The following is a 22,605-nucleotide window of genomic DNA, read 5'->3' on the forward strand; positions in this document are numbered from 1 at the left end:
CGACCCGTTTCGTCGTCAGTCTGAGATCAGAACGCCTCGGCCGGCATAGCCATCAGCACGTCGGCGCCGGTCTTCATCTTCTTCAGATGGGCTTCGGCGTCGGGCAGGATGCGCTCGACGAAGTAGCGGCCGGTCTGAAGCTTGGCAGCGTAGTAGGGGTCGGTCGAACCGGCCTCGACCTGGGCTTGAGCCACCTTGGCCATCTGCGCCCACATATAGGCCAGCGCCGTCAGGCCGAAGACGTTCAGATAGTCGGTCGAGGCGGCGCCGGCGTTGTCCGGATTGGCCATGCCGTTCTGCATCAGCCACATGGTGCCGTCCTGCAGCTTGGCCTTCACGTCGGCCAGGCCGTCGACGAAGGGCTTGATGGCTTCATTGCCGCTGTTCTCGGCGACGAAGGCGTCGATCTCGCCGAACCAGGTCATGATGGCGCGGCCGCCGTTGGCGGGCAGCTTGCGGCCGACCAGGTCCAGCGCCTGGATGCCGTTGGTGCCCTCGTAGATCATGGTGATGCGGGCGTCGCGCAGATACTGCGAGGCGGTGAAGTGTTCGGTGTAGCCCGATCCGCCATGCACCTGCATGCCCAGCGAGGCGACGTGGAAGCCCTTGTCGGTCAGATAGGCCTTCAGCACCGGCGTCAGCAGGCCCATGTAATCCTTGGCCTTCTGGGCCACGGCGGCGTCCTCGGACTTCTCCAGATCGGCGTGAAGCGCGGTCCACAGGATGAAGGCCTGGCCGCCTTCGACGAAGGCCTTGGATTCCAGCAGCATGCGGCGCACGTCGGGGTGGACCATGATGCTGTCCGCCGGGCCGTCCGGGTTCTTCGGTCCGGTCAGCGAACGGCCTTGCAGGCGGTCCTTGGCGAACTCGACGGCGGCCTGATAGGCGGCGGTGCCGATGGCCAGACCTTGCAGGCCCGTGCCGAGGCGGGCCTCGTTCATCACCACGAACATATTGTTCATGCCGCGGCCTTCTTCGCCGATCAGCCAGCCCTTGGCGCCGTCGTACTGCATGACGGCGGTGGCGTTGCCGTGGATGCCCATCTTGTGCTCGAGGCCGGCGCATTCCAGGCTGTTGCGCTCGCCCAGCGAACCGTCCTCATTGACCAGGAACTTGGGCACGACGAACAGCGACAGGCCCTTGATGCCCGGAACCGCGCCTTCGACGCGGGCCAGCACCGTGTGGATGATGTTGTCGGCGAAGTCGTGCTCGCCCGCCGAGATCCAGATCTTCTGGCCGGTGATCGAATAGGAGCCGTCGCCATTCGGCACGGCCTTGGTGCGCACCATGCCCAGGTCCGTGCCGCACTGCGGCTCGGTCAGGTTCATCGTGCCCGACCATTCGCCGGTCGCCATCTTGGGCAGATATTTCTGCTTCAGCTCTTCGGACGCATTGGCGTGGATGCCGGCATAGGCGCCCGCGGTCAGGCCCGGATACATCGAAAAGGCGGCCGAGGCGCCGGCCGTCATCTGACCGAAGGCCGAGGCCACCACGCTGGGCATGCCCTGGCCGCCGTACGCCGGGTCGGCGGCCAGCGCCATCCAGCCGGCTTCGGACATGGCCTTGTAGGCTTCCTTCCAGCCCTTGGGTCCCGTCACCACGCCGCCTTCGGCCCAGTGGCAGCCTTCCTTGTCGCCCGGATTGTTGATCGGGGCGATGACCTCGTCGGCGAACTTGGCGCCTTCTTCCAGGATCTGGCTGACCAGATCCGAAGAGACGTCCTGGAAGCCCGGCTGGTTGGTGTAGCGGTCGATCTCCAGCACTTCATTCAGGATGAAGGTGAAGTCGCGGACAGGCGCCTTGTAGGCCATGGATTACGCTCTTGCTTTGAAGGGGTGGTGGTGGTCGTGGTTGAGACGCGCGCGCAGCAGCTTCTCATAGTCTTCGGCGCCCGGCAGCAGGTCGGGGCGGTGTTCGGACAGTTTGGATTCCATCCAGGCGCAGGCCTGTTCGGCCGTCTCGATGGCGCCTTCGATGTCTTCAAGCTGCTGTTTCAGCGCCGCGATCTGGGCGCGGTGCCGCACCAGGGCCACGGCCATCTGGTGGACGTTGTGATCCTTCTGATCATAGAGATCCATCATGTCCTGGATCTCCTGAAGGGTGAAGCCGATGCGGCGGCCCCTCAGGATCAGTTTCAGCCGGGCGCGATCGCGCGCGTCATAGACGCGGGTCTGGCCCTTGCGCGCGGGCGTCAGCAGGCCCTTGTCCTCATAGAATCGAAGCGCGCGCGCCGTGGCGCCGAATTCGCGGCACAGCTGGCGAATGGAATAGGTGCGGTGGTCGTCGGCGGTGGCCATACGCCTTCATAACTTGACGTGCGCGTAAAGGGAAGAGGCTTACGCGCACGTAAGGGTAAGCTTTTCTCTCTTGCTGACGATCAGGCATGAAAAAGCCCGGAGCCTGGGGGGAAGCTCCGGGCGCAAACGCCGGACTGGAGGGGGGAGAGGGTCCGGCGTTCGATCTTTTTCAGGTTACGCTTTGCGGCGGCCCAGTAGCACCGGGACGGTGATGGCCAGCAGGACCGCGTTGACCGCCGCCAGGCCGAAGTCCTGGCTCAGCGCATGGATCGTCATCATGGTCGCTTCCATGACGATCAGGCCGACCGTCGCCGTCAGCAGCAGGGGGCGACCCACTCGCCACGAGATCAGCGGGCTCAGCACGCCCATGGCCAGCACGATCTCGACCACGCCCAGGCCGCGCACCATGTTCTCGGGCGCGACGGCGGGCCAGCCCATCAGATTGATGAGGTTGGTCATCGGCTCGGTCAGCTTGGCGTAGCCGGCGGCGATGAAGAACATCGCGATCCAGCCCTGCAGCGTCCAAAGGGCGATGTTGGCGTAGGCGGCGCGGTTGCGCGACGGCGCGGTGGTGAAGGTCGAGGTGGTCATCGGGGAGGACGCCTGAAGGTCATGAACGGCTGCGATCCGGCCTTGGGGGCGTTCCCCGGGGAGCCGTTCGCTGAAGCCTATATAGCGGCGCTTCAGACGGTTGTCATCATGCGATGACATCAACTGATGACATCAGTTGATGACTTTCTGTTACGGGCCGGGGGCATTGGGCCGATTCCCAATGCCCCACAAGGATTTGCGACGGGCGATTTCAGTCTTCGGGCTGCGGCCCCGGCGTCTGGGCGATCAGGTCGCCAGGCTGGCAGTCCAGTTCGCGGCACAGGGCGTCCAGGGTGGAGAAGCGCACCGCGCGGGCCTTGCCGGTCTTCAGGATCGACAGATTGGCCAGGGTGACGCCGACGCGGTCGGACAGTTCGGTCAGGGACATCCGGCGTTCGAGCAGCAGCCGGTCCAGTTGGATCATGATCATGGCGCGCGCTCCTCAGACCGTGGTCAGCTGTTCGTCGCGCATGGCCGACCCCTGCCGGAACACCTCGGCCAGGATGAAGACCACCAGAATGCCCAGCCAGGAGCCCAGGTCGAAGTCATAGTCGGACGGCGACTGGCCGATGCTCTGCGGGGCGACGAAGACCAGCAGCAGCGCCGTCAGCTGAATGCCGATCAGGCCCAGACCCACGCCTTGCAGCCGCTTGACGTTGGCGAACTCGAACGCGTCGCCCTGATTGACCGACAGCAGGATGCGCCGCAGCCGGTTGATGATCCACCAGGTGAAGCCGCAGGCCATCGCCGCGCCCAGCAGGGTTAGACGACCTGTCCATTGCAGGTTGCTGTGCGGCTCGACGCTGACGCCCTTCAGCCCGTCGATCAGGCCGGCGCCGAAGCTCGGCACGATCAGGGTGAACAGGAAGACCAGGATGGTGGCGACAGCGCCGATCATCACGAACACATTGACGAAGCCCAGCAGCCAACGCAGCGCGCTGGCGACGGAATATTTACCGATCATCTTCATCTCGAAAGCCCTTCCCTTCGGGTCGCCCTCCGCGACCGCCTTGGTGACTATCGATATGGATTTATCGATAAACGGGCAAGAACATTATCGATAAACGAGATGAAGCTTTCGTAAGGTTCGGCTTCAGGCGGTGAAGCCCCAGGCCAGACGCGCCGCCTCCAACCGATCCAGCTTGGCATGGAAGGGCGTCCAGTCGTCGGCGTCCGCGATGGCGGCCCAGATCGCCTCGACCTCGCCGATCAGCATCTCCTCCGGTTCGCGCGCGGCGAACATCGGATGTTCCAGCCGTTCGATCCGGTCCGGTTCGTGTTCCATCAGGGCGAAGCGGAAGGCGTCGAAGGCCTCGCCCTGGTAATGTTTCGCGCGCGGTCCCGACAAGGCGCGCGCCGAGGAGGCGAAGCCCCCGAACCAGTCGAAGAACAGCGGCTCCCACCGCAGGGACGCGCCGCCTTCGCGCAGCAGGGCCAGGGTCGTATCGACCAGCCGCTGATCCGCCGCCTCGCCCAGGCTGTGGACGCCCAACCGCATCAAAAAGGCGGCGCGCAGTTCGCGGATATAGGCGGGACCGAAGCCGTTCAGCGCATCCGTCAACGGCTCGACTTCGGCGACCAGTTTCAGGCATCCGGCCAGCTGCGTCAGGTTCCAGAACACGGCCTCGGGCTGACGCGCGAAGGCGTAGAGGCCTGTCTGATCGAAATAGGCGGCGGTGAAGGACGGGTCGTATTCGGGCAGGAACCGCCAGGGGCCGTAGTCGAAGCTTTCGCCCGTGACGTTCAGATTGTCTGTGTTCAGAACCCCGTGCACGAACCCTGCCGCGATCCACCGCGCCGTCAGTTTCGCCGAGGCCTCAACGACAGCCCGCAGCAGACCGGGCGCATCGCCGGCCGCCACGTCCGGATGATACAGGCTGCGCACATGTTCGATCAGCGCCTCGATCTGGTCCTTGCGCCCCAGATAGGCCGCGCGTTGGAACGTCCCGAACCGCACATGGCTGTGCGACAGCCGCACCAGAACGGCGGACCGCGTCGGCGACGGCTCGTCTCCGCGCTCCAGCGCCTCGCCGGTCTCGATCAGCGAAAAGGCGCGGCTGGTCGGGACGCCTTGCGCCTCCAGCATCGTCGCCGCCAGCACCTCGCGCACCCCGCCCTTCAGCGTCAGTCGCCCATCGCCGCCGCGCGACCAGGGCGTCTGGCCGGTGCCCTTCGTTCCCAAATCCATCAGCCGACCCGAGGCGTCGCGCATCTGCGCCGCCAGGAACCCGCGCCCGTCGCCCAGATCGGGATTGTAGTGCCGGAATTGATGCCCGTGATAGCGCATGGCGATTGGACCGGGCTGCCCCGGCAGGGGCTCGAACCGCCCGAATGCGGCGATCCATTCCGCCTCGCTCAACCCCTCCAGCCCGACCTCGGCCGCCGCGCGGTCGTTTCGAAACCGCATGATCGTCTTCGGAAAGTCCGCGGCCTGAACCGCATCGGCATAGTCCGCGCCCAAGTCAAAGAAGCGCGGTTCGGGGCGGTAGGCGGAGGAGACGGGCATAGGGGTTAGGTGCGGCGGCCGCGCCGGTTTCGCAAGTCGTCGTACGGCGACGGTTGGGGTTGAACCTTCTTCCGGGTTCCGTATTCTTGTGCTCAGAGATCAGGTCGCGCCGCGCGGCCAGGCTGGCGCGCTCGACACTCGAGCGACGAATCCGGTCCGACGCCCGTCGATAACCTGGCGTCACGACGAAACTTCCGTTCGCTAGGAGGCCGCCGTGGCGCGCAAACTGACACTCGATTTCCTCAAGACCGAGGCCGCATCCGGCTCGGCCCTAGCGCTGGCCGCCATCGCCGCCGTGGCGATCGCCAACTCGCCCTGGTCGGCCGACTATTTCGCCTGGCTGAAGAGCTACCACGTCTTGCAGATCGGCCCGATCCGTCTGGAGGAGACGATCTCCGACTGGATCAAGGAAGGTCTGATGGCGATCTTCTTCCTCGTGGTGGGGCTGGAGATCAAATACGAGATCGTACGCGGCGAACTCAGCGATCCGAAGAAGCTGGCGACGCCGGTGCTGGCCGCGCTTGGCGGCATGGCGGGGCCGGCGGCGGTCTATCTGCTGCTCTCCGGCGCCATCGGCGCGCCGCATGCCGGCTGGCCCATCCCGCTGGCGACCGACATCGCCTTTGCGTTGGCCATCTTCGGCTTCGTGGGCAAGGGCTTGCCGTCGTCGTTGCGGGTCTTCCTGCTGACCCTCGCCATCGTCGACGACCTTGGGGCCATCGCCCTGATCGCCGTGCTGTTCAGCGAGGGTGCGAACTGGACGCCGTTGTTCTGGGCGCTGGGCGCGCTGGCGATCGGTGCGGTCGCGGCGCACCGCATCCGCATCCCTGCACCGTTCTGGGTGCTGGGGTTCGCCCTGGTCTGGTATCTGACGGTGCTGTCGGGGCTCAGCACGTCCCTGACCGCCGTGGCCTTCGCCATGATCGTGCCGATCAAGGGCCGGGCCGAAGACGGTCAGAGCCCGCTGAAGGAGGCGATGCACGATCTGCATCCGTGGAACGCCTTTTTGGTTCTGCCGCTGTTCGCCTTCGCCAAGGCGGGCGTCTCCTTCGCCGGCCTGTCGCTGGAGCAGGCGTTCGCGCCCCTGGTCATCGCCATCGCGCTGGGCCTGTTCTTCGGCAAGCAGATCGGCGTCCTGGGCGCCGCCTGGCTGGCCTCCGCGCTGAGGATCGGCGCACGGCCGACGGGCGCCAGCTGGCTGCAAGTCTATGGCGTCTCCCTGTTGTGCGGGGTCGGCTTCACCATGAGTCTGTTCATCGGCGTCCTGGCCTTCCCCGGCGCGGTCGATTCGCCCGAACAGGTCGAGGTCAAGCTGGGCGTCATCGGCGGCTCGATCCTGTCCGCGATCGCGGCGGCCCTGGTGCTGGGTTTCGCCGGTCGGGGCCGCCAGATGGATCCCGCCGCCCTGCACCCTGAAGTGGAGCCTCTGGGACCGAAAGACGGGCAAAAACTGACCTAGCGTCAGGGTTTTCTGTCGCTTCCTCGACACACAAAGGCGAATCCACGGCGAAAAATCGTCGCGGGTAACAACGCTCGCTTGTCGGTCGGCCCGAACCGCGCTTAGCCTGTCCCTAACGAATGATCCCCCACGTAGGGGACGTCGAGGGAACAGGAAACGCTGCGATCGCCAATGGCGTCGCGGCTTCAGCCGGGAGGACGCCTATGCGCCGCAATCTTCAACTCAGGACCACTGTGTCCGCCGCCGTCATGGGCGCCGCCGTCATGGGATTCGCCGGCGTCGCCGCCGCGCAGGAAGCGCCCGCCAGCGTCGATGACATCATCGTCACCGCCCAGAAACGTGAGCAGAGCCTGCAGGACGTGCCGATCGTGGTCACGACCCTGTCGCAGGAAATCCTGGACGGCGCGGGCGTGCAGGACATCAAGGATCTGCAGATCCTGACGCCGGGCATGACCGTCACCTCGACCCAGTCGGAAGCCTCGACCACCGTCCGTATTCGCGGCGCCGGCACCGTCGGCGACAACCCCGGCCTGGAAAGCTCGGTCGGCGTCGTGATCGACGGCGTCTATCGCTCGCGCAACTCGGTCGGCTTCGGCGATCTGGGCGAACTGAGCCGCATCGAGGTGCTGAAGGGCCCGCAGGGCACCCTGTTCGGTAAGAACACCTCGGCCGGCGTCATCAACATCATCACCGAGCGCCCCTCGTTCGATCCGTCGATCTCGGGCGAACTGACCGGCGGCAACTTCGGCGCCATCGGCGGTTCGGTCTCCGTCACGGGCGGCCTGACCGACCAGATCGCGGGTCGCCTGTTCGTCGCGCACCGCGAGCGTGACGGCTTCTACGACGTCAACAACGGCGACGGCCCCAACACCCGCAAGGACGACCAGACCCAGGACTACTGGACCACGCGCGGCCAACTGCTGATCCTGCCCAGCGACGACGTCTCGGTGCGCCTGATCGCCGACTACACCAAGCGCGAGGAATACTGCTGCGTCGCCGTGCAGACGCGCGTCGGCCCGTCGCAGGCCTTCATCGCCGCCCTGACCGCGCCGAACGGCCCGGGCCAGCGTCCGCCTGTCGCCGGCTTCGGTACGGTGCCCTTCTCGCGTCTGGCCTATTCGAACCGCGAGACGCCGCAAGAGATCGAGGACATGGGTCTGTCGGCGGAAGCGACCATCGACTTCCCCAGCATCAACGCCACCCTGACGTCGCAAACCTCGTGGCGCGACTGGTCGTTCCAGCAGGGGATGGACCTCGACTACACCGGCGCCGACATCCTGTACCGCGCCAACGACGGCTCCAACGGCTACGGCGTCGACAACCTGACGCAGGAGTTCCGCCTGGCCGGCACCTCGGACAAGCTGGACTGGTTGGTCGGTCTGTTCGCCACCAAGGAAGGCGTCTACCGCGACGACAGCTATGTCTATGGCTCGGACTACAACGCCTTCGCCTCCCTGTTGCTGACGGCCTCGCTGCCGGCGGCCGTGGGCGGCCCCAGCCCGTCGCGCCTGGGCTGCTTCACCAATCCGAACGGCTTCCTCGTCGGCACCGCCGGCGCGGCCGCGGGCCAGCCGCTGTGCGTGATCGGCGCGGTGCCGCCCAGCGCCGCGGCCCCGACCTTCGCGGCCGGCAAGGCGTATGAGGACCATTATTCGCAGCGTTCGGAATCGGTCGCCGTCTTCACCAACAACACCTATCGGGTGACCGAGGCCTTCGATATCAACCTGGGTCTGCGCTACACCTACGACAGCAAGCGCCTGCTGGGCATCCAGGACAATCTGGGCTCCAACGGTGCAGCCTGCGGCGGCGCCCTGGCCAACAACCTGGCTCCCACGCTCCCAGCGTCCGGCATCCCCGGCACGGCCAACGTCCGCACCCCGGCCGCTGCCCTCGGCCTGCTGTGCCTGCCCTGGTCCAACCCGCTGTATGACGGTCGCCGGATCCAGGAGAAGTTCAGCGACACCGACATCTCGGGCACCATCAAGGCGTCCTACCGCTTCAACCCGTCGATCATGGTCTATGGCTCGTACGCTCGCGGCTACAAGGGCGCGGGCTACAATATGGACCGGGTGCAGACGGGCGTGACGCCGGACGCCTCGCTGTTCTTCGCCGCCGAGACGGTCGACAGCTATGAAGCGGGCGTCAAGACGACCCTGTTCGACCGCACCATGCTGCTGAACGTCACCTACTTCGATCAGAAGTTCGAGAACTTCCAGCTGAACACCTTCCTGGGCACCGCCTTCGTGGTGGAATCGATTCCCGAGCTGAAATCGCGCGGCGTCGACGCCGACATGGTCTGGTTCACCCCGGTCGAGGGCCTGAGCTTCCAGGGCGGCGTGACCTACACCGACGCCAAATACGGCGTGTTCGGCGCGGGCGACCTGTCCAGCCCCGGCCGCTTCCCGCAGCTGTCGCTGCTGCCGGGCGCGCGTGCTTCGTTTGCTCCGGAATGGTCGCTGACCGGCGCACTGGCGTTCGACCGCGAACTGGGCGGCGGCCTGCGCGGCGGCTTCAACCTGTCGGCCAAATATTCGACCGAATACAACACCGGCTCGGACCTGCTGCCGTACAAGAACCAGGACGCCTTCACCGTCGTCAACGGCCGGGTCTCTATCGGTTCGGCCGACGAGCGCTGGACGCTGGAGGTCTGGGGCCAGAACCTGCTGGAAGAAGAATACACCCAGGTCGGCTTCGCCGCCCCGCTGCAGGGTACGGCCTTCGCCAACACCACGACGCCGCAGGCGGACGGCACCTACTATAATATGGCCACCGACACGGCGACGTATAACGCCTACCTCGGCGCCCCGCGCACTTACGGCGTGACGCTGAAGGTCAAATACTGATCGCCGGCCCTCAAGGCTGACCGACCAAGGGCCGACCGGGAGACCGGCCGGCCCTTTCTCGTAGGCGCTAAAGTCAAGGGTCTTGGCCGTCCGGTCTCAAAGGCGGCCGGAAATGGGTCCTCAATCCGCCGCAGCTTGAGCGGGGTGTCTTCTCGCCTTCGTGATGATAGGACGCCAAACGCAAACAGGGGGCCCGGAGGGCCCCCTGTCGCCGTTTCTCAAGTCGTTCTGAAGATCAGAAGGCTTGGATATTGACGGTCAGCTGGCCTTCATAGGCGCCGGCGAGCAGCGACTTGGACGGAACGGGGATGTTCACGTTCAGGGCCATGGCCGACTTCCAGGCGCCGTGGCTGGCGCTGGTGGAGTTGGCGTTGGCGGCCAGGTTGATGTAGTTGCCGTTGGTCGCGGCGGCCGTGGAGCCGACGGCGCCGGCGGTGTAGGTGCCGGTGACCGAGTAAGGCAGGTTGGCCTGGAAGACGTTGGAGTCGTAACCGGCGCCCGAGTTGTTCACCAGGCCGCGGATGTCGTTCTTGGACACGGTGACGGTGTTGGACGTGTTGCAGCCGGCCAGGTTGGTGTCGATGGTGACGTTGGCCGGAGCGGTCATGTCAAAGGCGTTGGCCGGGCCGGTGTCGTCCGAGGCGTAGATGCCGATGGTGCCGAAGTCGATCGTGGTCGAGGCGTTGCCGGTGTAATAGGCGCAGTCCGTCGATACAGCACCCTTCAGGGTGAAGGTCGCGCCGTCATTGTTCGACGCCGTGCCGTTGTTGTTGGCCGAGCTGCCGGTCGCGGTGAAGACCGAGATGCCGCTGTCTTGACCGCCAAGGCCATTGGTCTTGACGAAGTCGATGAAGCCCATATCGGTCGTGCCGTTGGCCGACGTGTAAGCGCCGTACATGCCCTTCGAGAAGCCGCCGACAGCAGCGCCTTGGTTGACAGTTCCGGCCATGGCCGGAGCGGCGACGAGCGCCAGCGCCGCAGCGCCAGCCATAAGGGAAGCGAGTTTCATGAGTATTCTCTCCAAGCGAATGATTTTCGCCGTTGTGTGTTCAGCGGTCGCTTGGCCTCCAAGCTCCCCCCAGCATTGACCAGAACGGTTTTTTCCACCCGTCCTGCCAACCTTCGCTATCCAAGATGCGTGCCGTCCCAGACCGGGACGAATCAACGATTTGGCTAACGTCGATTAACCATTCGTCTGTAGGCCGCGAACGGCATTCGCGCAACATCGGTCCGGACTCTTGGAAGCTTGGCGGGTGCCAAAATGGCACATAACGGATCGCTGCAGCCGACCCGATTTCCGGGACGGCAACGAGAAACGCCTCGTGTGAACGTGACCAGTTCTAAGCCGCCCAAAGAAAGACCCGGTCGGATCGCTCCGCCGGGCCTTTTGTTACACGCTCATCGTGGGCGCATCAGGCCGGGCGATCCTCCGTCGCGACCGGTTCTTCATGTCCGTGCTGGCCGTGGAACATCTTGTCCATTCGGCCTTCCAGGCGGCGCTTCACCCCGTCGATCAGGCTGAACACCACCGGGACGAACAGCAGCGACAGGGCGGTCGAGGTGATCAGCCCCCCGATGACCGCGATGGCCATGGGGGAGCGGAAGGCGGTGCCTTCGCCGAACGCCGCGGCGATCGGCAGCATCCCCAGTCCCATCGCCATGGTCGTCATGATGATCGGCCGCGCCCGCTTGTGGGCGGCGTCCATCAGCGCGTCGTGACGGTTCATCCCCTTGTCGATGGCCATGATGGCGTAGTCGACCAGCAGGATGGAGTTCTTCGCCGCGATCCCGGTCAGCATGATGATGCCGATCAGGGCCGGCATCGACAGCGACTTGCCCGTCACCAGCAGCAGGAAGAAGGCGCCGCCGAACGACACCGGAAGCGCCGCCAGGATGGTGATCGGGTGGAAGAAGCTTTTGAACAGCAGGACCAGCACGACATACATCAGCAGAATGCCGGTGATGATGGCGAAGGCGAAGCCCATGCCCAGCTCCTGGAAGCTTTCGGCGTCGCCCGATGGCTTCTGGCTGACCCCCTGCGGCAGCGACTTGATCGCCGGCAGATCGTTCACCGCCTGCGTCCCTTGGCTCAGCGTCAGGCCGGTCAGTTCGGCGGTGATGTTGGCGACCCGCAGTCGGTCCAGGCGATTGATCTGGTTGGGGCCTGCACCGAAGGTGATGTCCGCCACCGCCGACAGGGGCACCGTCGCGCCCGACGCCGTCGGCACCTGAAGGTTCTCCAGCACGCCCAGATCCGAGCGCGCCTGTTCCGTCAGCATGACGCGGATCGGCACCTGACGGTCGCCCAGGTTGAACTTGGGCAAAAGCTGATCGGCGTCGCCCAGGGTGGCGACACGCGCCACCTGGCTGATGTCTTGGGTCGACACCCCTTGCAGGGCGGCGATGTCGGCGCGCGGCGTGACCAGGATTTCCGGGCGCACCAGCGACGCCGAGGACACCACATTGGACAGGCCGGGAATGCTGCGCATCTCGCGCTCGACCTTGGCGGCCGCGGGCTCAAGAACATTGGGGTCGTCCCCGACCAGGGCGATGGTCAGGAGGCTGGACCCACCGCCGCCGCCTGCGGCGCCGAACTGGATCCGCGCACCGGGGATCTGGCGCAGCACCGGCCCCATGTCGCGCTCGAATTCCTGCTGGCTCAGCTTGCGATCCCAGCGCCCGACCAGATTGACGGTCAGGTTGGCGCTGCGCACTTCGCCGGCCGAGCCGCCGCCGCCGGGGCCGAAGCTGGTCGTCGCCGAACCGACGGACGAATAGACCGACTCGACCTCGGGCCGTTTCATCAGTTCGCGGTTGATGCGCTGCACGGCGGAATCCGTCTCGGCCAGGGTCGCGCCCGGCGGCAACTGGACCGTCACGGTGGAGCGCGAGATGTCCTCGACCGGAATGAACTCGCCCGGCAGCTTCGTCGCCAGAATGATCGACAGGATGAAGAACAGTACGCCCATCCCCAGCACCCACAGCCGGTGATCGAATATCCGGTCCGCGACCTTGCGGCGGAACCAGCTTGCGCGCGGATGGTGCTCGGCGCGGCGCTTGCGCCAGTCGTCGCCCAGCGCCCAGTTCAGGGCCTTCAGATAGGGCCCCATCCAGAAGGGCTCCTTGTGCTCCTTGCCCTGGTCGCGCTTCAGCAGATAGGCGCCCATCAGGGGCGTCAGGGTCCGCGCCACGAGCAGCGAGAATAGAACGCTGACGCAGGTGGCGATGGCGAAGCTCTTGAAGAACTGGCCCACGACGCCGGGCATGAAGCCGGTGGGGGCGAACACCGCCACCAGGGTCGCCGTCGTCGCCATGACCGCCAGGCCGATCTCGTCGGCCGCCTCGATGGCGGCGGGGTAGGGGGCCTTGCCGTCGCGGATGTGGCGGACGATGTTCTCGATCTCCACGATGGCGTCGTCCACCAGGATGCCGATTGTCAGCGACAGGGCCAGCAGCGTCACGACGTTCAGCGACTGGTTCGTCAGGTCCATCACCCAGAAGGTCGGGATCAGCGACAGCGGCATGGCCACCGCCGCGATCAGGGTCGCGCGCCAGTCCCGCAGGAAGATGAAGACGACCGCGATCGCCAGCAGGGCGCCCAGCACCAGGGTCTCGACCGAGGCGTGGAAGTTGTTGACGACGTCCTCGGTGGTGTTGGCCACCTCCTCGATCGCGACGTCGCCGCGCTCCTGGTCCAGCTTCTCGATCTCGGCCTTGACGCGGTCATAGACGTCCACCTCGGACGAGCCGATGGCGCGCGAGACGCCGAAGCCGACGACTTCCTGACCGTTGAAGCGGGCGCGGCCGCGCGGCTCGGACCATTCGTCGGTGATCTGGCCCAGGTCGCCCAGGCGCACGCTGCGGCTGCCGATGGGGATCAGGGTCTCGCGCAGCTGTTCGACCGACTTGGCCGATCCGACGGTGCGGATGGCCTGCTCCTCGCCCGCGATCTCGCCGCGGCCGCCCGGCAGGTTGATGTTGGAGGCGCGCAGCTGGTTTGACACCTGGGCCGCCGTCACGCCCGAGGCGGCGAGCCGCGCGGGGTCTAGCTTGATGCGGATTTCACGGCTGACGCCGCCGTCACGGCTGATCTGGCTGACGCCGCGCACCGACAACAGGCGTTTGGCCACGGTGTTGTCGACGAACCAGCTCAGCTCCTCCGGGCTCATGCCCGGCGCCCGCACCACATAGTTGGCGAAGGGGATGGCGGTGAACTCAATGCGCTGGACGATCGGTTCCTGCACGTCGGCGGGCAGGTTCTGTCGGATGCCGCTGACGGCGTTGCGAACGTCGTTGGTGACCTTCTCCAGGTTCACGCCCAGCTGGAATTCGATCGAGGTGGTCGACACCCCCTCGTTGACGACCGAGGTGATGTGCTTGACCGAGCCCAGGCCCGCCACCGCATCCTCGACCAGGCGTGTGACCTGCGTCTCCATCTCGGTCGGGGCGGCGCCGGCCTGAACCACCGTCACGGCGACGACCGGCAGATCCACGTCGGGGAAGTTGTTCGTCCTGAGTTTGAAATAGCTCATCGTCCCCGCGATCGTCAGGACGACGAACAGCAGGACGATGGGGATCGGGTTCCTGATCGACCAGGACGAGATGTTCTGAAAGCCCATCGGTCCGATCCTAGCGCGCGGCTGCAGCGGCGGGGGCGGCGGGCGTCGCCGGCTGCGGCGCCGCCGTCGCCGGGGCCACCGTCACATGGTCGCCTTCGCCCAGGAAGCCTGCGCCCTGGACCACCACGCGCTGACCGGCCTGGACGCCCGTGACCGCGACGCGGTCGCCGCTGCGAACCCCGGTCGTGACCGGGACGAAGCGGACGACATCGCCCTGGCCTACGACATAGACGCCGGCCTTGGCCTCGCGATAGACGACCGCCGAGGCCGGCACGACCAGGGCGGGCTGATCGCCGACGGCGATCTCGGCGCGGGCGAACATGCCGGGTCGCAGCTGGGCGCCGGGCGCCAGGGAGATGCGAGCCAGGCCCAGGCGGGTCTGCGCATTGACCTCGGGCGTGACGATGCGAACCGAGCCGGTGGTCTGACCGGCCTCGCTGGAGGTCACGATCGCCGACTGTCCGGCGCGGACCAGGGACAGTTCGGTCTCCGGCACCTGGGCGTCCAGTTCCAGCCGGCCGTCACGCACCATGCGGAACAGTTCGGTCCCGGCGGCGATGATCTGGCCCTTGGTGACGCTGCGGCTGATGATCATTCCGCCGACGGGCGCGCGGATGGTCGCCTGCGACAGCTGGGTCTGGGTCTGGCTCAGGGCCGCGCGGGCGGCGGCCAGATTGGCGTTCGAGCTGCGCTGGTTCGCCAGGGCCGTGTCCAGCGACGCCTGGCTGAGGAAGCCGCGTTCCTTCAGCTGCTGCGCGCGATCAAGCGCGGCGTTGTCGCGCGCCACATTGGCCTCGGCCAGTTGCACCTGGGCCTGCTGCTGGCGCAGCTGGGCGCGCAGCAGGACGTCGTTCATCTGCACCAGCGGCTGGCCCTGACGCACGTAGGAGCCTTCGTCCACATAGACGGCGACGGCGGTCAGGCCGCCGGTCTCGGCCGCCACCGGCACCTCTTCCCAGGCGGAGACGGAGCCTGACGCGTTGACGGTGCGGGCCAGGTTGATCTGGGTCACGGTCGCGGCGGTCACGGTCTGGCGCGCGCCGGCCGCCTCCTTGCCGTCGGCCTTCTTGTCGTCTCCGCCGCCGCAGCCGGCCAGCACCAGGACGGCCAGAACGGCCGCACCGGCCAGAAATGTGGGTCGGGTCGTCTGGAGCACGGAAAAACGTCCTTGAAGAGCGATCAGGCGATGGCTGTTTCCCTTATAGCGTCCCAGGGCCGCGCTCAAAGACAAACGCCATCATTGCCAAGCTGTAATACGCGGTCGTGCTGGCTGCGGATCGTGCCGCGTCTGGTCCCCGGCGCCCGCGCGTGATAGGGGCGCGCGGATGACGACTCCCCCGATCTCGAACATTCGCAACTTCAGCGTGGTCGCGCACATCGATCATGGCAAGTCGACCCTGTCCGACCGCCTGATCCAGCACACCGGCGGCCTGACCGCGCGCGAGATGTCCGAGCAGGTGCTCGACAATATGGAGATCGAGAAGGAACGGGGCATCACCATCAAGGCCCAGACCGTGCGCCTGACCTATCGGGCCAAGGACGGGCAGGACTATATCCTGAACCTGATGGACACGCCGGGCCACGTGGACTTCGCCTATGAGGTCAGCCGCTCCCTGGCCGCCTGCGAAGGCTCGCTGCTGGTCGTGGACGCCTCGCAAGGGGTCGAGGCCCAGACCCTGGCCAATGTCTATCAGGCCATCGACAACAACCACGAGATCGTCCCGGTCCTGAACAAGGTCGATCTGCCGGCCGCCGAGCCGGACCGCGTGCGCGCCCAGATCGAGGACGTAATCGGCATCGACGCCTCCGAAGCGGTCCTGGCCAGCGCCAAGTCCGGCATCGGCATCGAGGAGGTGCTGGAGGCCATCGTCACCAAGCTGCCGGCGCCCAAGGGGGACGTGAACGCGCCGCTGAAGGCCATGCTGGTCGACGCCTGGTACGACCCTTACCTCGGCGTCGTCGTGCTGGTGCGGGTCTTCGACGGCGTGCTGAAGACCGGCATGCGGGTCAAGATGATGCGCAACGGCTCGACCCACCTGATCGACCGTGTCGGCGTCTTCCTGCCCAAGAACACGCCCGTGGACCAGCTTGGTCCCGGCGAGGTCGGCTTCATCACCGCCCAGATCAAGGAAGTCGCCCACGCCGCCGTCGGCGACACCATCACCGATGAGAAGAAGCCGACCGCCGAGCCGCTGAAGGGGTTCAAGGAAGTCCAGTCGGTGGTCTTCTGCGGCCTGTTCCCGGTGGACGCCGCCGACTTCGAGGACCTGCGCGCCGCGATCGGCAAGCTGCGCCTGAACGACGCCTCCTTTACCTATGAGATGGAAAGCTCGGCGGCGCTGGGCTTCGGCTTCCGCTGCGGCTTTTTGGGTTTGCTGCACCTGGAGATCATCCAGGAACGCCTCAGCCGTGAGTTCAACCTCGACCTGATCGCCACGGCGCCGTCCGTCGTCTACAAGATCGGCCTGCGCGACGGCTCCGAAATGGACCTGCACAACCCGGCTGACCTGCCCGACGTGATGCAGATCGAGACGATCGCCGAGCCCTGGATCAAGGCCACCATCCTGACCCCCGACGAATACCTGGGCGGCGTCATCAAGCTGTGTCAGGACCGTCGCGGCAATCAGGTGGAGCTGTCCTACGTGGGCGCCCGCGCCATGGTGGTCTATGAGCTGCCGCTGAACGAGGTGGTGTTCGACTTCTACGACCGGCTGAAGTCGATCTCGAAGGGCTATGCCTCGTTCGACTACGAGATCACCGAATATAAGGTCGGCGATCTGGTGAAGATGTCCATTCTTGTGAACGCCGAGCCGGTCGACGCCCTGTCCATGCTGGTCCACCGCGCCCGCGCCGAGACGCGCGGCCGGGGCATGGTCGAGAAGATGAAGGAACTGATCCCGCCCCACCTGTTCCAGATCCCGATCCAGGCGGCCATCGGCGGCAAGATCATCGCCCGCGAGACCGTCCGCGCCCTGCGCAAGGACGTGACGTCCAAATGCTACGGCGGCGACGCCACCCGCAAGAAGAAGCTCTTGGAAAAGCAGAAGGCTGGCAAGAAGCGGATGCGTCAGTTCGGCAAGGTCGAAATCCCTCAGGAAGCCTTCATCGCCGCCCTGAAGATGGACGAAGATTGATCGGCGCTGCTGGTCTGAGGTGAGGCCTCAGGCCCAGGCCATCCAGCCCATCCACGCCGCCATCAGGACCATCATCACGTTTTCGGTCAGAGACAGGAAGCCCAACGGCACATTGCTGTCGCCGCCGACACAGGCGCATTTCAGCTCGCGTTTCTGGATGTAGACGGCCTTGAACACCGACCAGCCGCCGATCAGGCCCACGAAGGCGGCCGCCGGCGCCGACAGCCACGTCAGCACGTTCGCGATCATCAGGACGCCGGCCCCAAGCTCGACGAACGGATAGATGTAGGCGTACGGCACCCAGCGTCGCGCCAGCAGGTCGTATCCCAGGAACATGGTGGCGAACCCGTCCAGATCCCGCAGCTTCAGCATCGCCAGGGCGCACATGGAAAAGGCGATGAACCATTCGGGGGTCCGCATCGTCAGCAGCGTCCCGGCGGCGTAGCTGGCGGCGATCGCCATCAGGGCCGTGACGGCGAAGACGACAAGCACCGGCGTATAGGTCTTGCGGTCCGGATCCTTGACCGGCTTGCCCAGGAACCGCCTGAGATCGTCGTAACCGCCGATCCTTTGGCCGTCGATGAAGGTCTGGGGCGTCGTCTTGACGCCATGCTCGGCCTTGAAGGCGTCGGTCTGTTCGCGCGTGGTCAGCCAGCGGTCGTCGACGACGAAGCCCTGGCTCTTCAGCAGATGTTTGGCGCGCAGACCCCAGGGGCAAACGTGCTTTTCCATAACCATCCGGTACAGGACAGCGGTCTTTTCGGCGGCCATCAAACGCGCTCCTTCAGTTGTGCATTTAACGCATAAAGGGCCATCGGGGTGCGCTGCTTGACGGCATCGCCGGGTCGCCAAGCCGCCTTCGGTCGCAGGGTCGGCGCCTTGTCCCGCCGACCCTGATCGCTTTGACGGGGAATGATCCCGTCTAGTGCGCGCCGTTCAACTGCTCGAACACCGCCTCATAGCCGTTGGCTTCGGCGAACCGCAGCGGCTTGACCCGTTCGACCAGGATTTCGCCGCGCGGGGTCTCGCCACGCTCGATCAGGCCGATCACCTCGGCCGTATAGTCGGCCAGCGGCATGGAGGCGGGGTTTTCCGCATGGCCTGGCATTATGTCGGTGGCCACGCCGGGCGGAGCCAGTTCCAGCACCTCGACCCCAGTGTTCGCCAGTTGATGCCGCAGGGACTGGCTCCACGAATGCATCGCCGCCTTGGTCGCATTGTAGGTCGGCGTCGCCGTCAGCGGAACGAAGGCCAGGCCCGAGGTCACCGTCATCACCGTCGCCTTCGGATGGGCCGTCAGATGCGGCAGCAGGGCGGCTGTCAGGCGGATCGGCCCCAATAGATTGGTGGCGATGATCGCCTCCACGACGGCCAGGTCGAACGGCTGGGCCTTCAGGTCCTCTGTCTTCATGATGCCGGCGTTCAGAATGACGGCGTTCAGGGCGGGGTGGTCCTTGACGACCTGGGCGCCGAAGGCGGCGACGGCCGCAGCGTCCTCCATGTCCAGCGTCGCCCAGGCCATGCCGGGATTGGCGTCCGCCGTCTCTTTCAGCACGCCTTCGCGGCGGCCGGTAATGATGATCTGATTTCCGCGCGCGTGCAGCGCCTCGGCGAGGGCGCGGCCGATGCCCGTCCCGCCGCCGGTGATCAGTATGGTGTTGCCGGTGATGTTCATGATCGTCTCCTCGGGATGCGTCAGCGATGAAAGCGAGGTATGACGTTCACTCTCCAACCGAAAGTAGGCACTTGAAACCGCCCTACTTACCGTCCGGAAAGAAATGACTATGACGGCGCTTCCGCCTGCAAGAATTGCTCATCCCGAGACCGGCGAGGTCGCCGATCCGCGGGTAGAGGCCCTGGTCAACGACGTGATCGGCCGCGTCGCCGACAAATGGACCATGCTGATCCTGGAGGTTCTGGCCGAGCACGGCGAGACCCGTTTCACCCGCGTCGGCGAACTGGTCGGGGGCATCAGCCAGAAGATGCTGACCCAGACCCTGCGCCAGATGGAGCGCGACGGCGTGGTGATCCGCACCGTCCACCCCGTCATCCCGCCCAAGGTTGAATACCGCCTGACCGACCTGGGCTTCACCCTGGCTGAAGCGTTCTGCGGCGTCTGGACCTGGGCCGAAAAAAACATCGACCGCATCGAGGCGGCGCGCGCGGACTTCGACGGGCGCAAGGGGTAGGGCTAGGGATCCACCAGTTGACTCAAAACGTCGTTCGTCGTTTATTTCTGTCATGACAGAAACCAATGACCGATCATTGCCGCTGGCTGTGGAGCAGATCGTGCTGCGCTGGGGCGACCTTGGCGGTCAGTGGGGGGTGAACCGTTCCGTGGCTCAGATTCAGGCGCTTCTGTACCTCAGCGAGAAGCCTCTCACTGCCGAGGACATCGCCACGACCCTGGGCTTGGCGCGGTCGAATGTGTCCAACAGCCTCAAAGAACTTCTGACGTGGAAGCTCATCCACCGCGTTCCGGTCCTGGGTGACCGCCGCGATCACTACGAGGCCGAAACCGATCTCTGGCAGATGGCGACCAAGGTGGCGCAGGGTCGCAAGGCCCGCGAGATCGACCCGATGGTCGCGGCGATCAACGATGCGGTCGCCAGCGTCGACGGTCAGGGGGCAGGCATAAGTCCCGAGGTGCGTGCGCGTCTGGAGCGGCTCCAAGGGTTCGTCAACACGGTCGACGGCTGGTATCAGCAGATGCTCGGCGTCCCTCCCGAAATACTGATGCGACTGATCCGCATGGGGTCGAAAGTCGTGAGCCTTCTGAAGTTTGTGGGGCCGAAGGATCGCGGATCTTAATCCATTTGGCCTGTGATTTCTCTTTTTACAGAAACAAAAGACGGAGCTGGTCGTGGTCGACGACAACGTAACGACGCAGAAGCGCAGACTGCATAAACGCCTTCTGTCTGGCTTCGGCCTTGCGCTGGCGATCGCCCTGAGCGCGTTTCTGCTGCTGTCTGCATCGAAGTCAGGCTCGATCTGGTTCGCCAGTATCTGGTTTCTGGCTCTGCTTCCGGCCGTCCTGTGCGCCTTGATCTGCTACATCGGCGATCCAGATCGAACGCGAACGACGAGCTTTTACTGGCTTGTCCCCTGCCTGATGGGGGTCGTGGTCTGCCTGGCCTCCTATTTCGTCTTGCAAGAGGGCGTCATCTGCATCGTCATGCTGTCGCCCGTCTGGCTCGTCAGCGGTTGGGCCGGGGCGTTCATCATGCGCTCTCAGCGTCATCGTCGTGGCAAGACGCTGCAATCAAGCTTTCTGATCATTCCCCTGGCGGCGGCCATGGTGGAGGCGCAGCTTCCGACGCCCCATGAGGCTGTCGCCGTCAGCCGCGCGGTTATCGTGCGCGCCGCGCCCGAGGACATCTGGCCCTACGCCGTCGCCAGCCATGACATTCGCGCAGACGAGGGCCGCTGGACCATCAGCCACGACGTGATCGGCATCCCGCGGCCGACAGAATCCCGCGTTGTCGGCTCCGGCGTGGGGGCGGTCAGAACGGCTTATTGGGGCGATCACGTCAACTTCGAGGAGCGGATCGTCGCCTGGGCGCCGGGCCGTAAGTTGGGCTGGCACTTCAACTTCACCAACAGTTCGGTCCAGGACTACACCGACAAGCACATCTCGCCGGACGGCGAGTTTCTGGCGATCAAATCCGGAGACTATGTGCTGCGCCGCATCTCGCCCCATCAGACCGAGTTGACCCTGACGACCCGCTATGTCGCCAAAACGCATGTGAACCCGTACGCGAGACTTTGGGGCGAACTGATGATGGGCGATATCCATGACAATGTGCTCAGCATCATCAAGGCAAGGGCGGAGCGCGATGCGGCCCTAAAGCTGGAGTGGGATGGCGTGGCGGCTTCTTGAGCCGACCTACCCCTGCACCGTCTCCGTGATGAAGTGCCGCCCCTGCCGGTCCTCAATCTCCACCACCCACAGGTCCGGGTCATAGCCCCGCTGGCGGGCGATATAGGCGTCCAGCTCGCTTTCGCTGTCGGACGTGACGGGCTGGATCCACAGGCGGTCGCCGTCGGTGCCGAAGGCTTCGGTGAACAGGCGGGCGGTGCGGGTGGTGGTGTCGTAGGCCTTGACGATGACCGAGCCGGCGCGCGCGTCGCCCTTCTTGACCACGGTCGCATAGGCGCCCTCGATCTGGGCGCGGCGGATCAGGGCGCTGACCCACAGGTCGCTGGAAAGAAGCAATTCGCTAACCCTGCTCGAACACGGAACCCCAACGCTGAGCCGCTAGGGTCGAGGCATGAGGATAGGCCTTTCCCCCCGGCGGACCCAAGCCCTGATGTCGGCGTTGCTGATCGCCGCGACGCCCGTCGCCGCGCTCGCCGCGCCGCAGGACCGCTATTACGAGCGCAGCTTCGTGCTGGCCGCCAACGACCGCTGCGGCCTGTTCGAGCCGCAGCTGACCGCCGCCCTGACGGCTGCGGCCTGGCAGGCGCGGGGCGCGGCCCTGCGGGCAGGATCCAACGACCGGCAGCTGGCCGAGACGGCCCAGCGGGCGCGGGCGCGGGCGAACACGACGCCGTGCAGCTCGACCGATCTGAAGACGGTTCAGGGCCGGGTCCAGACCGCCTTTTCCGGCTGGTCGCGCACGACGCGGATGGAGTTTCCGGGCGATCGCCGAAAGTGGAGCGCGGATCGCGCGGCCTATGCGCGCCCGACCTGGCGGTTGATGCAGGCGACCGTGACCGGCGCCTCGCCCGTGCGGTTCGGCGTGGTGGGCGGCATGGACCGGCCCGATCAACTGGCCGCCGTGGTGTCCTGGCAGGGGCGCTCGCGGCCGACCGGGGTGCGGGTGGTGATGCGTGACCACACGGTGGCGCCGCGTCCGTGGCTGTCGCAAGACTTGCCGCCCGCCGCGCAACGCCGCGCCTTCTGGGCCGCCGGCGTGACCAGCGCTGATGCGATGCTGTTGCCCGAAGGTCGCCCGGCCGGTCAGGCCTGGCTGTTCCCCGCCGCCGCCGCCGACGCCCTGTCGGCGCTTGACCCGCGCGAGGTCTTCACCGTCGAATTCCTGTTCCGCGACGGCAGCATCGCCCGCTCTACCTTTGAGGCCGGCGACTTCGCGGCGGGCCGGGCGTTTCTGGCGATGGGGCAGGTTTAGGGGCGTTCGACTCTGGCAAACCAA

At 65.8% G+C, this 22,605-nt stretch carries 19 protein-coding genes; 7 read left to right on the top strand and 12 right to left on the bottom strand.

Going from position 1 to position 22,605, the window contains the following annotated elements; all coding sequences use genetic code 11:
- Window positions 1-26: 26 nt before the first annotated feature.
- From DT343_RS00745 to DT343_RS00770, 6 genes are all read right to left on the bottom strand, one after another.
- Entirely contained in the window at window positions 27-1,811 is a 1,785-nt protein-coding gene (locus DT343_RS00745; RefSeq protein WP_112861366.1) for an acyl-CoA dehydrogenase C-terminal domain-containing protein, read from the bottom strand.
- Window positions 1,812-1,814: 3 nt separating this feature from the next.
- On the bottom strand, window positions 1,815-2,297 hold the full coding sequence (locus DT343_RS00750) for a MerR family transcriptional regulator (protein WP_039244783.1): 483 nt from the start codon (window positions 2,295-2,297) through the stop codon (window positions 1,815-1,817).
- A gap of 174 nt (window positions 2,298-2,471) precedes the next feature.
- Complete coding sequence (locus tag DT343_RS00755; protein WP_039244781.1) at window positions 2,472-2,888, bottom strand: DoxX family protein; 417 nt, start codon at window positions 2,886-2,888, stop codon at window positions 2,472-2,474.
- A gap of 211 nt (window positions 2,889-3,099) precedes the next feature.
- Window positions 3,100-3,318, bottom strand: coding sequence for a helix-turn-helix domain-containing protein (locus DT343_RS00760; RefSeq protein ID WP_112861367.1), 219 nt, complete (start codon window positions 3,316-3,318; stop codon window positions 3,100-3,102).
- Window positions 3,319-3,330: 12 nt separating this feature from the next.
- Window positions 3,331-3,858: a DUF2975 domain-containing protein gene (locus tag DT343_RS00765; RefSeq protein WP_112861368.1), complete on the bottom strand. Its 528-nt coding sequence runs from the start codon at window positions 3,856-3,858 to the stop codon at window positions 3,331-3,333.
- 123 nt (window positions 3,859-3,981) lie between these two features.
- Window positions 3,982-5,394 carry a protein adenylyltransferase SelO gene (locus tag DT343_RS00770; RefSeq protein WP_112861369.1) on the bottom strand — a complete coding sequence of 471 codons (1,413 nt, stop codon included), beginning with the start codon at window positions 5,392-5,394 and terminating at the stop codon, window positions 3,982-3,984.
- 214 nt (window positions 5,395-5,608) lie between these two features.
- Here DT343_RS00770 and nhaA point away from each other — a divergent pair, with 214 nt between their 5' ends.
- Together nhaA and DT343_RS00780 are read left to right on the top strand one after the other, a co-directional pair.
- On the top strand, window positions 5,609-6,853 hold the full coding sequence (gene nhaA / locus DT343_RS00775; RefSeq protein WP_112861370.1) for a Na+/H+ antiporter NhaA: 1,245 nt from the start codon (window positions 5,609-5,611) through the stop codon (window positions 6,851-6,853).
- A 203-nt stretch (window positions 6,854-7,056) separates the two neighbouring features.
- A complete protein-coding gene (locus DT343_RS00780; RefSeq protein ID WP_112861371.1) occupies window positions 7,057-9,696 on the top strand; it encodes a TonB-dependent receptor in 2,640 nt (879 codons plus the stop codon).
- A gap of 235 nt (window positions 9,697-9,931) precedes the next feature.
- Here DT343_RS00780 and DT343_RS00785 read toward each other — a convergent pair whose 3' ends face one another.
- The 3 genes from DT343_RS00785 to DT343_RS00795 form a co-directional block, all read right to left on the bottom strand.
- A complete protein-coding gene (locus DT343_RS00785) occupies window positions 9,932-10,705 on the bottom strand; it encodes a hypothetical protein (protein ID WP_146756698.1) in 774 nt (257 codons plus the stop codon).
- Between the two features lie 403 nt (window positions 10,706-11,108).
- On the bottom strand, window positions 11,109-14,315 hold the full coding sequence (locus DT343_RS00790) for an efflux RND transporter permease subunit (protein ID WP_112861373.1): 3,207 nt from the start codon (window positions 14,313-14,315) through the stop codon (window positions 11,109-11,111).
- Between the two features lie 10 nt (window positions 14,316-14,325).
- Window positions 14,326-15,471, bottom strand: coding sequence for an efflux RND transporter periplasmic adaptor subunit (locus tag DT343_RS00795; protein WP_220116406.1), 1,146 nt, complete (start codon window positions 15,469-15,471; stop codon window positions 14,326-14,328).
- Between the two features lie 169 nt (window positions 15,472-15,640).
- Between DT343_RS00795 and lepA the strand changes: the two genes are divergently transcribed.
- On the top strand, window positions 15,641-17,449 hold the full coding sequence (gene lepA, locus DT343_RS00800) for a translation elongation factor 4 (protein ID WP_112861375.1): 1,809 nt from the start codon (window positions 15,641-15,643) through the stop codon (window positions 17,447-17,449).
- A gap of 27 nt (window positions 17,450-17,476) precedes the next feature.
- Here lepA and DT343_RS00805 read toward each other — a convergent pair whose 3' ends face one another.
- Window positions 17,477-18,220, bottom strand: a complete 744-nt coding sequence (locus DT343_RS00805; protein ID WP_181669092.1) for a glutaredoxin family protein — start codon at window positions 18,218-18,220, stop codon at window positions 17,477-17,479.
- Between the two features lie 151 nt (window positions 18,221-18,371).
- A complete protein-coding gene (locus DT343_RS00810) occupies window positions 18,372-19,124 on the bottom strand; it encodes an SDR family oxidoreductase (protein WP_112861377.1) in 753 nt (250 codons plus the stop codon).
- Window positions 19,125-19,233: 109 nt separating this feature from the next.
- On the opposite strand from DT343_RS00810, the gene DT343_RS00815 reads away from it, so the two are divergent.
- The 3 genes from DT343_RS00815 to DT343_RS00825 all read left to right on the top strand — a co-directional run bounded on the left by DT343_RS00815 (window position 19,234) and on the right by DT343_RS00825 (window position 21,329).
- Window positions 19,234-19,638 (top strand): winged helix-turn-helix transcriptional regulator, encoded by a 405-nt coding sequence (locus DT343_RS00815; RefSeq protein WP_258522459.1) that lies wholly within the window; start codon window positions 19,234-19,236, stop codon window positions 19,636-19,638.
- 76 nt (window positions 19,639-19,714) lie between these two features.
- Window positions 19,715-20,260 (top strand): GbsR/MarR family transcriptional regulator, encoded by a 546-nt coding sequence (locus DT343_RS00820; RefSeq protein WP_220116407.1) that lies wholly within the window; start codon window positions 19,715-19,717, stop codon window positions 20,258-20,260.
- A 52-nt stretch (window positions 20,261-20,312) separates the two neighbouring features.
- Window positions 20,313-21,329, top strand: a complete 1,017-nt coding sequence (locus DT343_RS00825; protein ID WP_220116408.1) for an SRPBCC family protein — start codon at window positions 20,313-20,315, stop codon at window positions 21,327-21,329.
- Window positions 21,330-21,335: 6 nt separating this feature from the next.
- Here the strand turns inward: DT343_RS00825 and DT343_RS00830 are convergent, their stop codons facing one another.
- Window positions 21,336-21,665: a DUF1491 family protein gene (locus DT343_RS00830; protein ID WP_112861380.1), complete on the bottom strand. Its 330-nt coding sequence runs from the start codon at window positions 21,663-21,665 to the stop codon at window positions 21,336-21,338.
- Between the two features lie 94 nt (window positions 21,666-21,759).
- Here DT343_RS00830 and DT343_RS00835 point away from each other — a divergent pair, with 94 nt between their 5' ends.
- Window positions 21,760-22,581: a hypothetical protein gene (locus tag DT343_RS00835; RefSeq protein WP_258522460.1), complete on the top strand. Its 822-nt coding sequence runs from the start codon at window positions 21,760-21,762 to the stop codon at window positions 22,579-22,581.
- Window positions 22,582-22,605 lie beyond the last annotated feature (24 nt).

Origin of the sequence: Brevundimonas vesicularis, assembly GCF_900445985.1 — a bacterium.
GTDB lineage: Bacteria > Pseudomonadota > Alphaproteobacteria > Caulobacterales > Caulobacteraceae > Brevundimonas > Brevundimonas vesicularis_D.

Coding starts and splice junctions, on each gene's coding strand:
- DT343_RS00745 (WP_112861366.1), bottom strand. CDS start 1,811: ATGGCCTACAAGGCGCCTGTCCGCGACTTCACCTTCATCCTGAATGAA.
- DT343_RS00835 (WP_258522460.1), top strand. CDS start 21,760: ATGTCGGCGTTGCTGATCGCCGCGACGCCCGTCGCCGCGCTCGCCGCG.
- DT343_RS00765 (WP_112861368.1), bottom strand. CDS start 3,858: ATGAAGATGATCGGTAAATATTCCGTCGCCAGCGCGCTGCGTTGGCTG.
- DT343_RS00755 (WP_039244781.1), bottom strand. CDS start 2,888: ATGACCACCTCGACCTTCACCACCGCGCCGTCGCGCAACCGCGCCGCC.
- DT343_RS00750 (WP_039244783.1), bottom strand. CDS start 2,297: ATGGCCACCGCCGACGACCACCGCACCTATTCCATTCGCCAGCTGTGC.
- DT343_RS00790 (WP_112861373.1), bottom strand. CDS start 14,315: ATGGGCTTTCAGAACATCTCGTCCTGGTCGATCAGGAACCCGATCCCC.
- DT343_RS00810 (WP_112861377.1), bottom strand. CDS start 19,124: ATGAACATCACCGGCAACACCATACTGATCACCGGCGGCGGGACGGGC.
- DT343_RS00780 (WP_112861371.1), top strand. CDS start 7,057: ATGCGCCGCAATCTTCAACTCAGGACCACTGTGTCCGCCGCCGTCATG.
- lepA (WP_112861375.1), top strand. CDS start 15,641: ATGACGACTCCCCCGATCTCGAACATTCGCAACTTCAGCGTGGTCGCG.
- DT343_RS00805 (WP_181669092.1), bottom strand. CDS start 18,220: ATGGCCGCCGAAAAGACCGCTGTCCTGTACCGGATGGTTATGGAAAAG.
- DT343_RS00815 (WP_258522459.1), top strand. CDS start 19,234: ATGACGGCGCTTCCGCCTGCAAGAATTGCTCATCCCGAGACCGGCGAG.
- DT343_RS00770 (WP_112861369.1), bottom strand. CDS start 5,394: ATGCCCGTCTCCTCCGCCTACCGCCCCGAACCGCGCTTCTTTGACTTG.
- DT343_RS00760 (WP_112861367.1), bottom strand. CDS start 3,318: ATGATCATGATCCAACTGGACCGGCTGCTGCTCGAACGCCGGATGTCC.
- DT343_RS00785 (WP_146756698.1), bottom strand. CDS start 10,705: ATGAAACTCGCTTCCCTTATGGCTGGCGCTGCGGCGCTGGCGCTCGTC.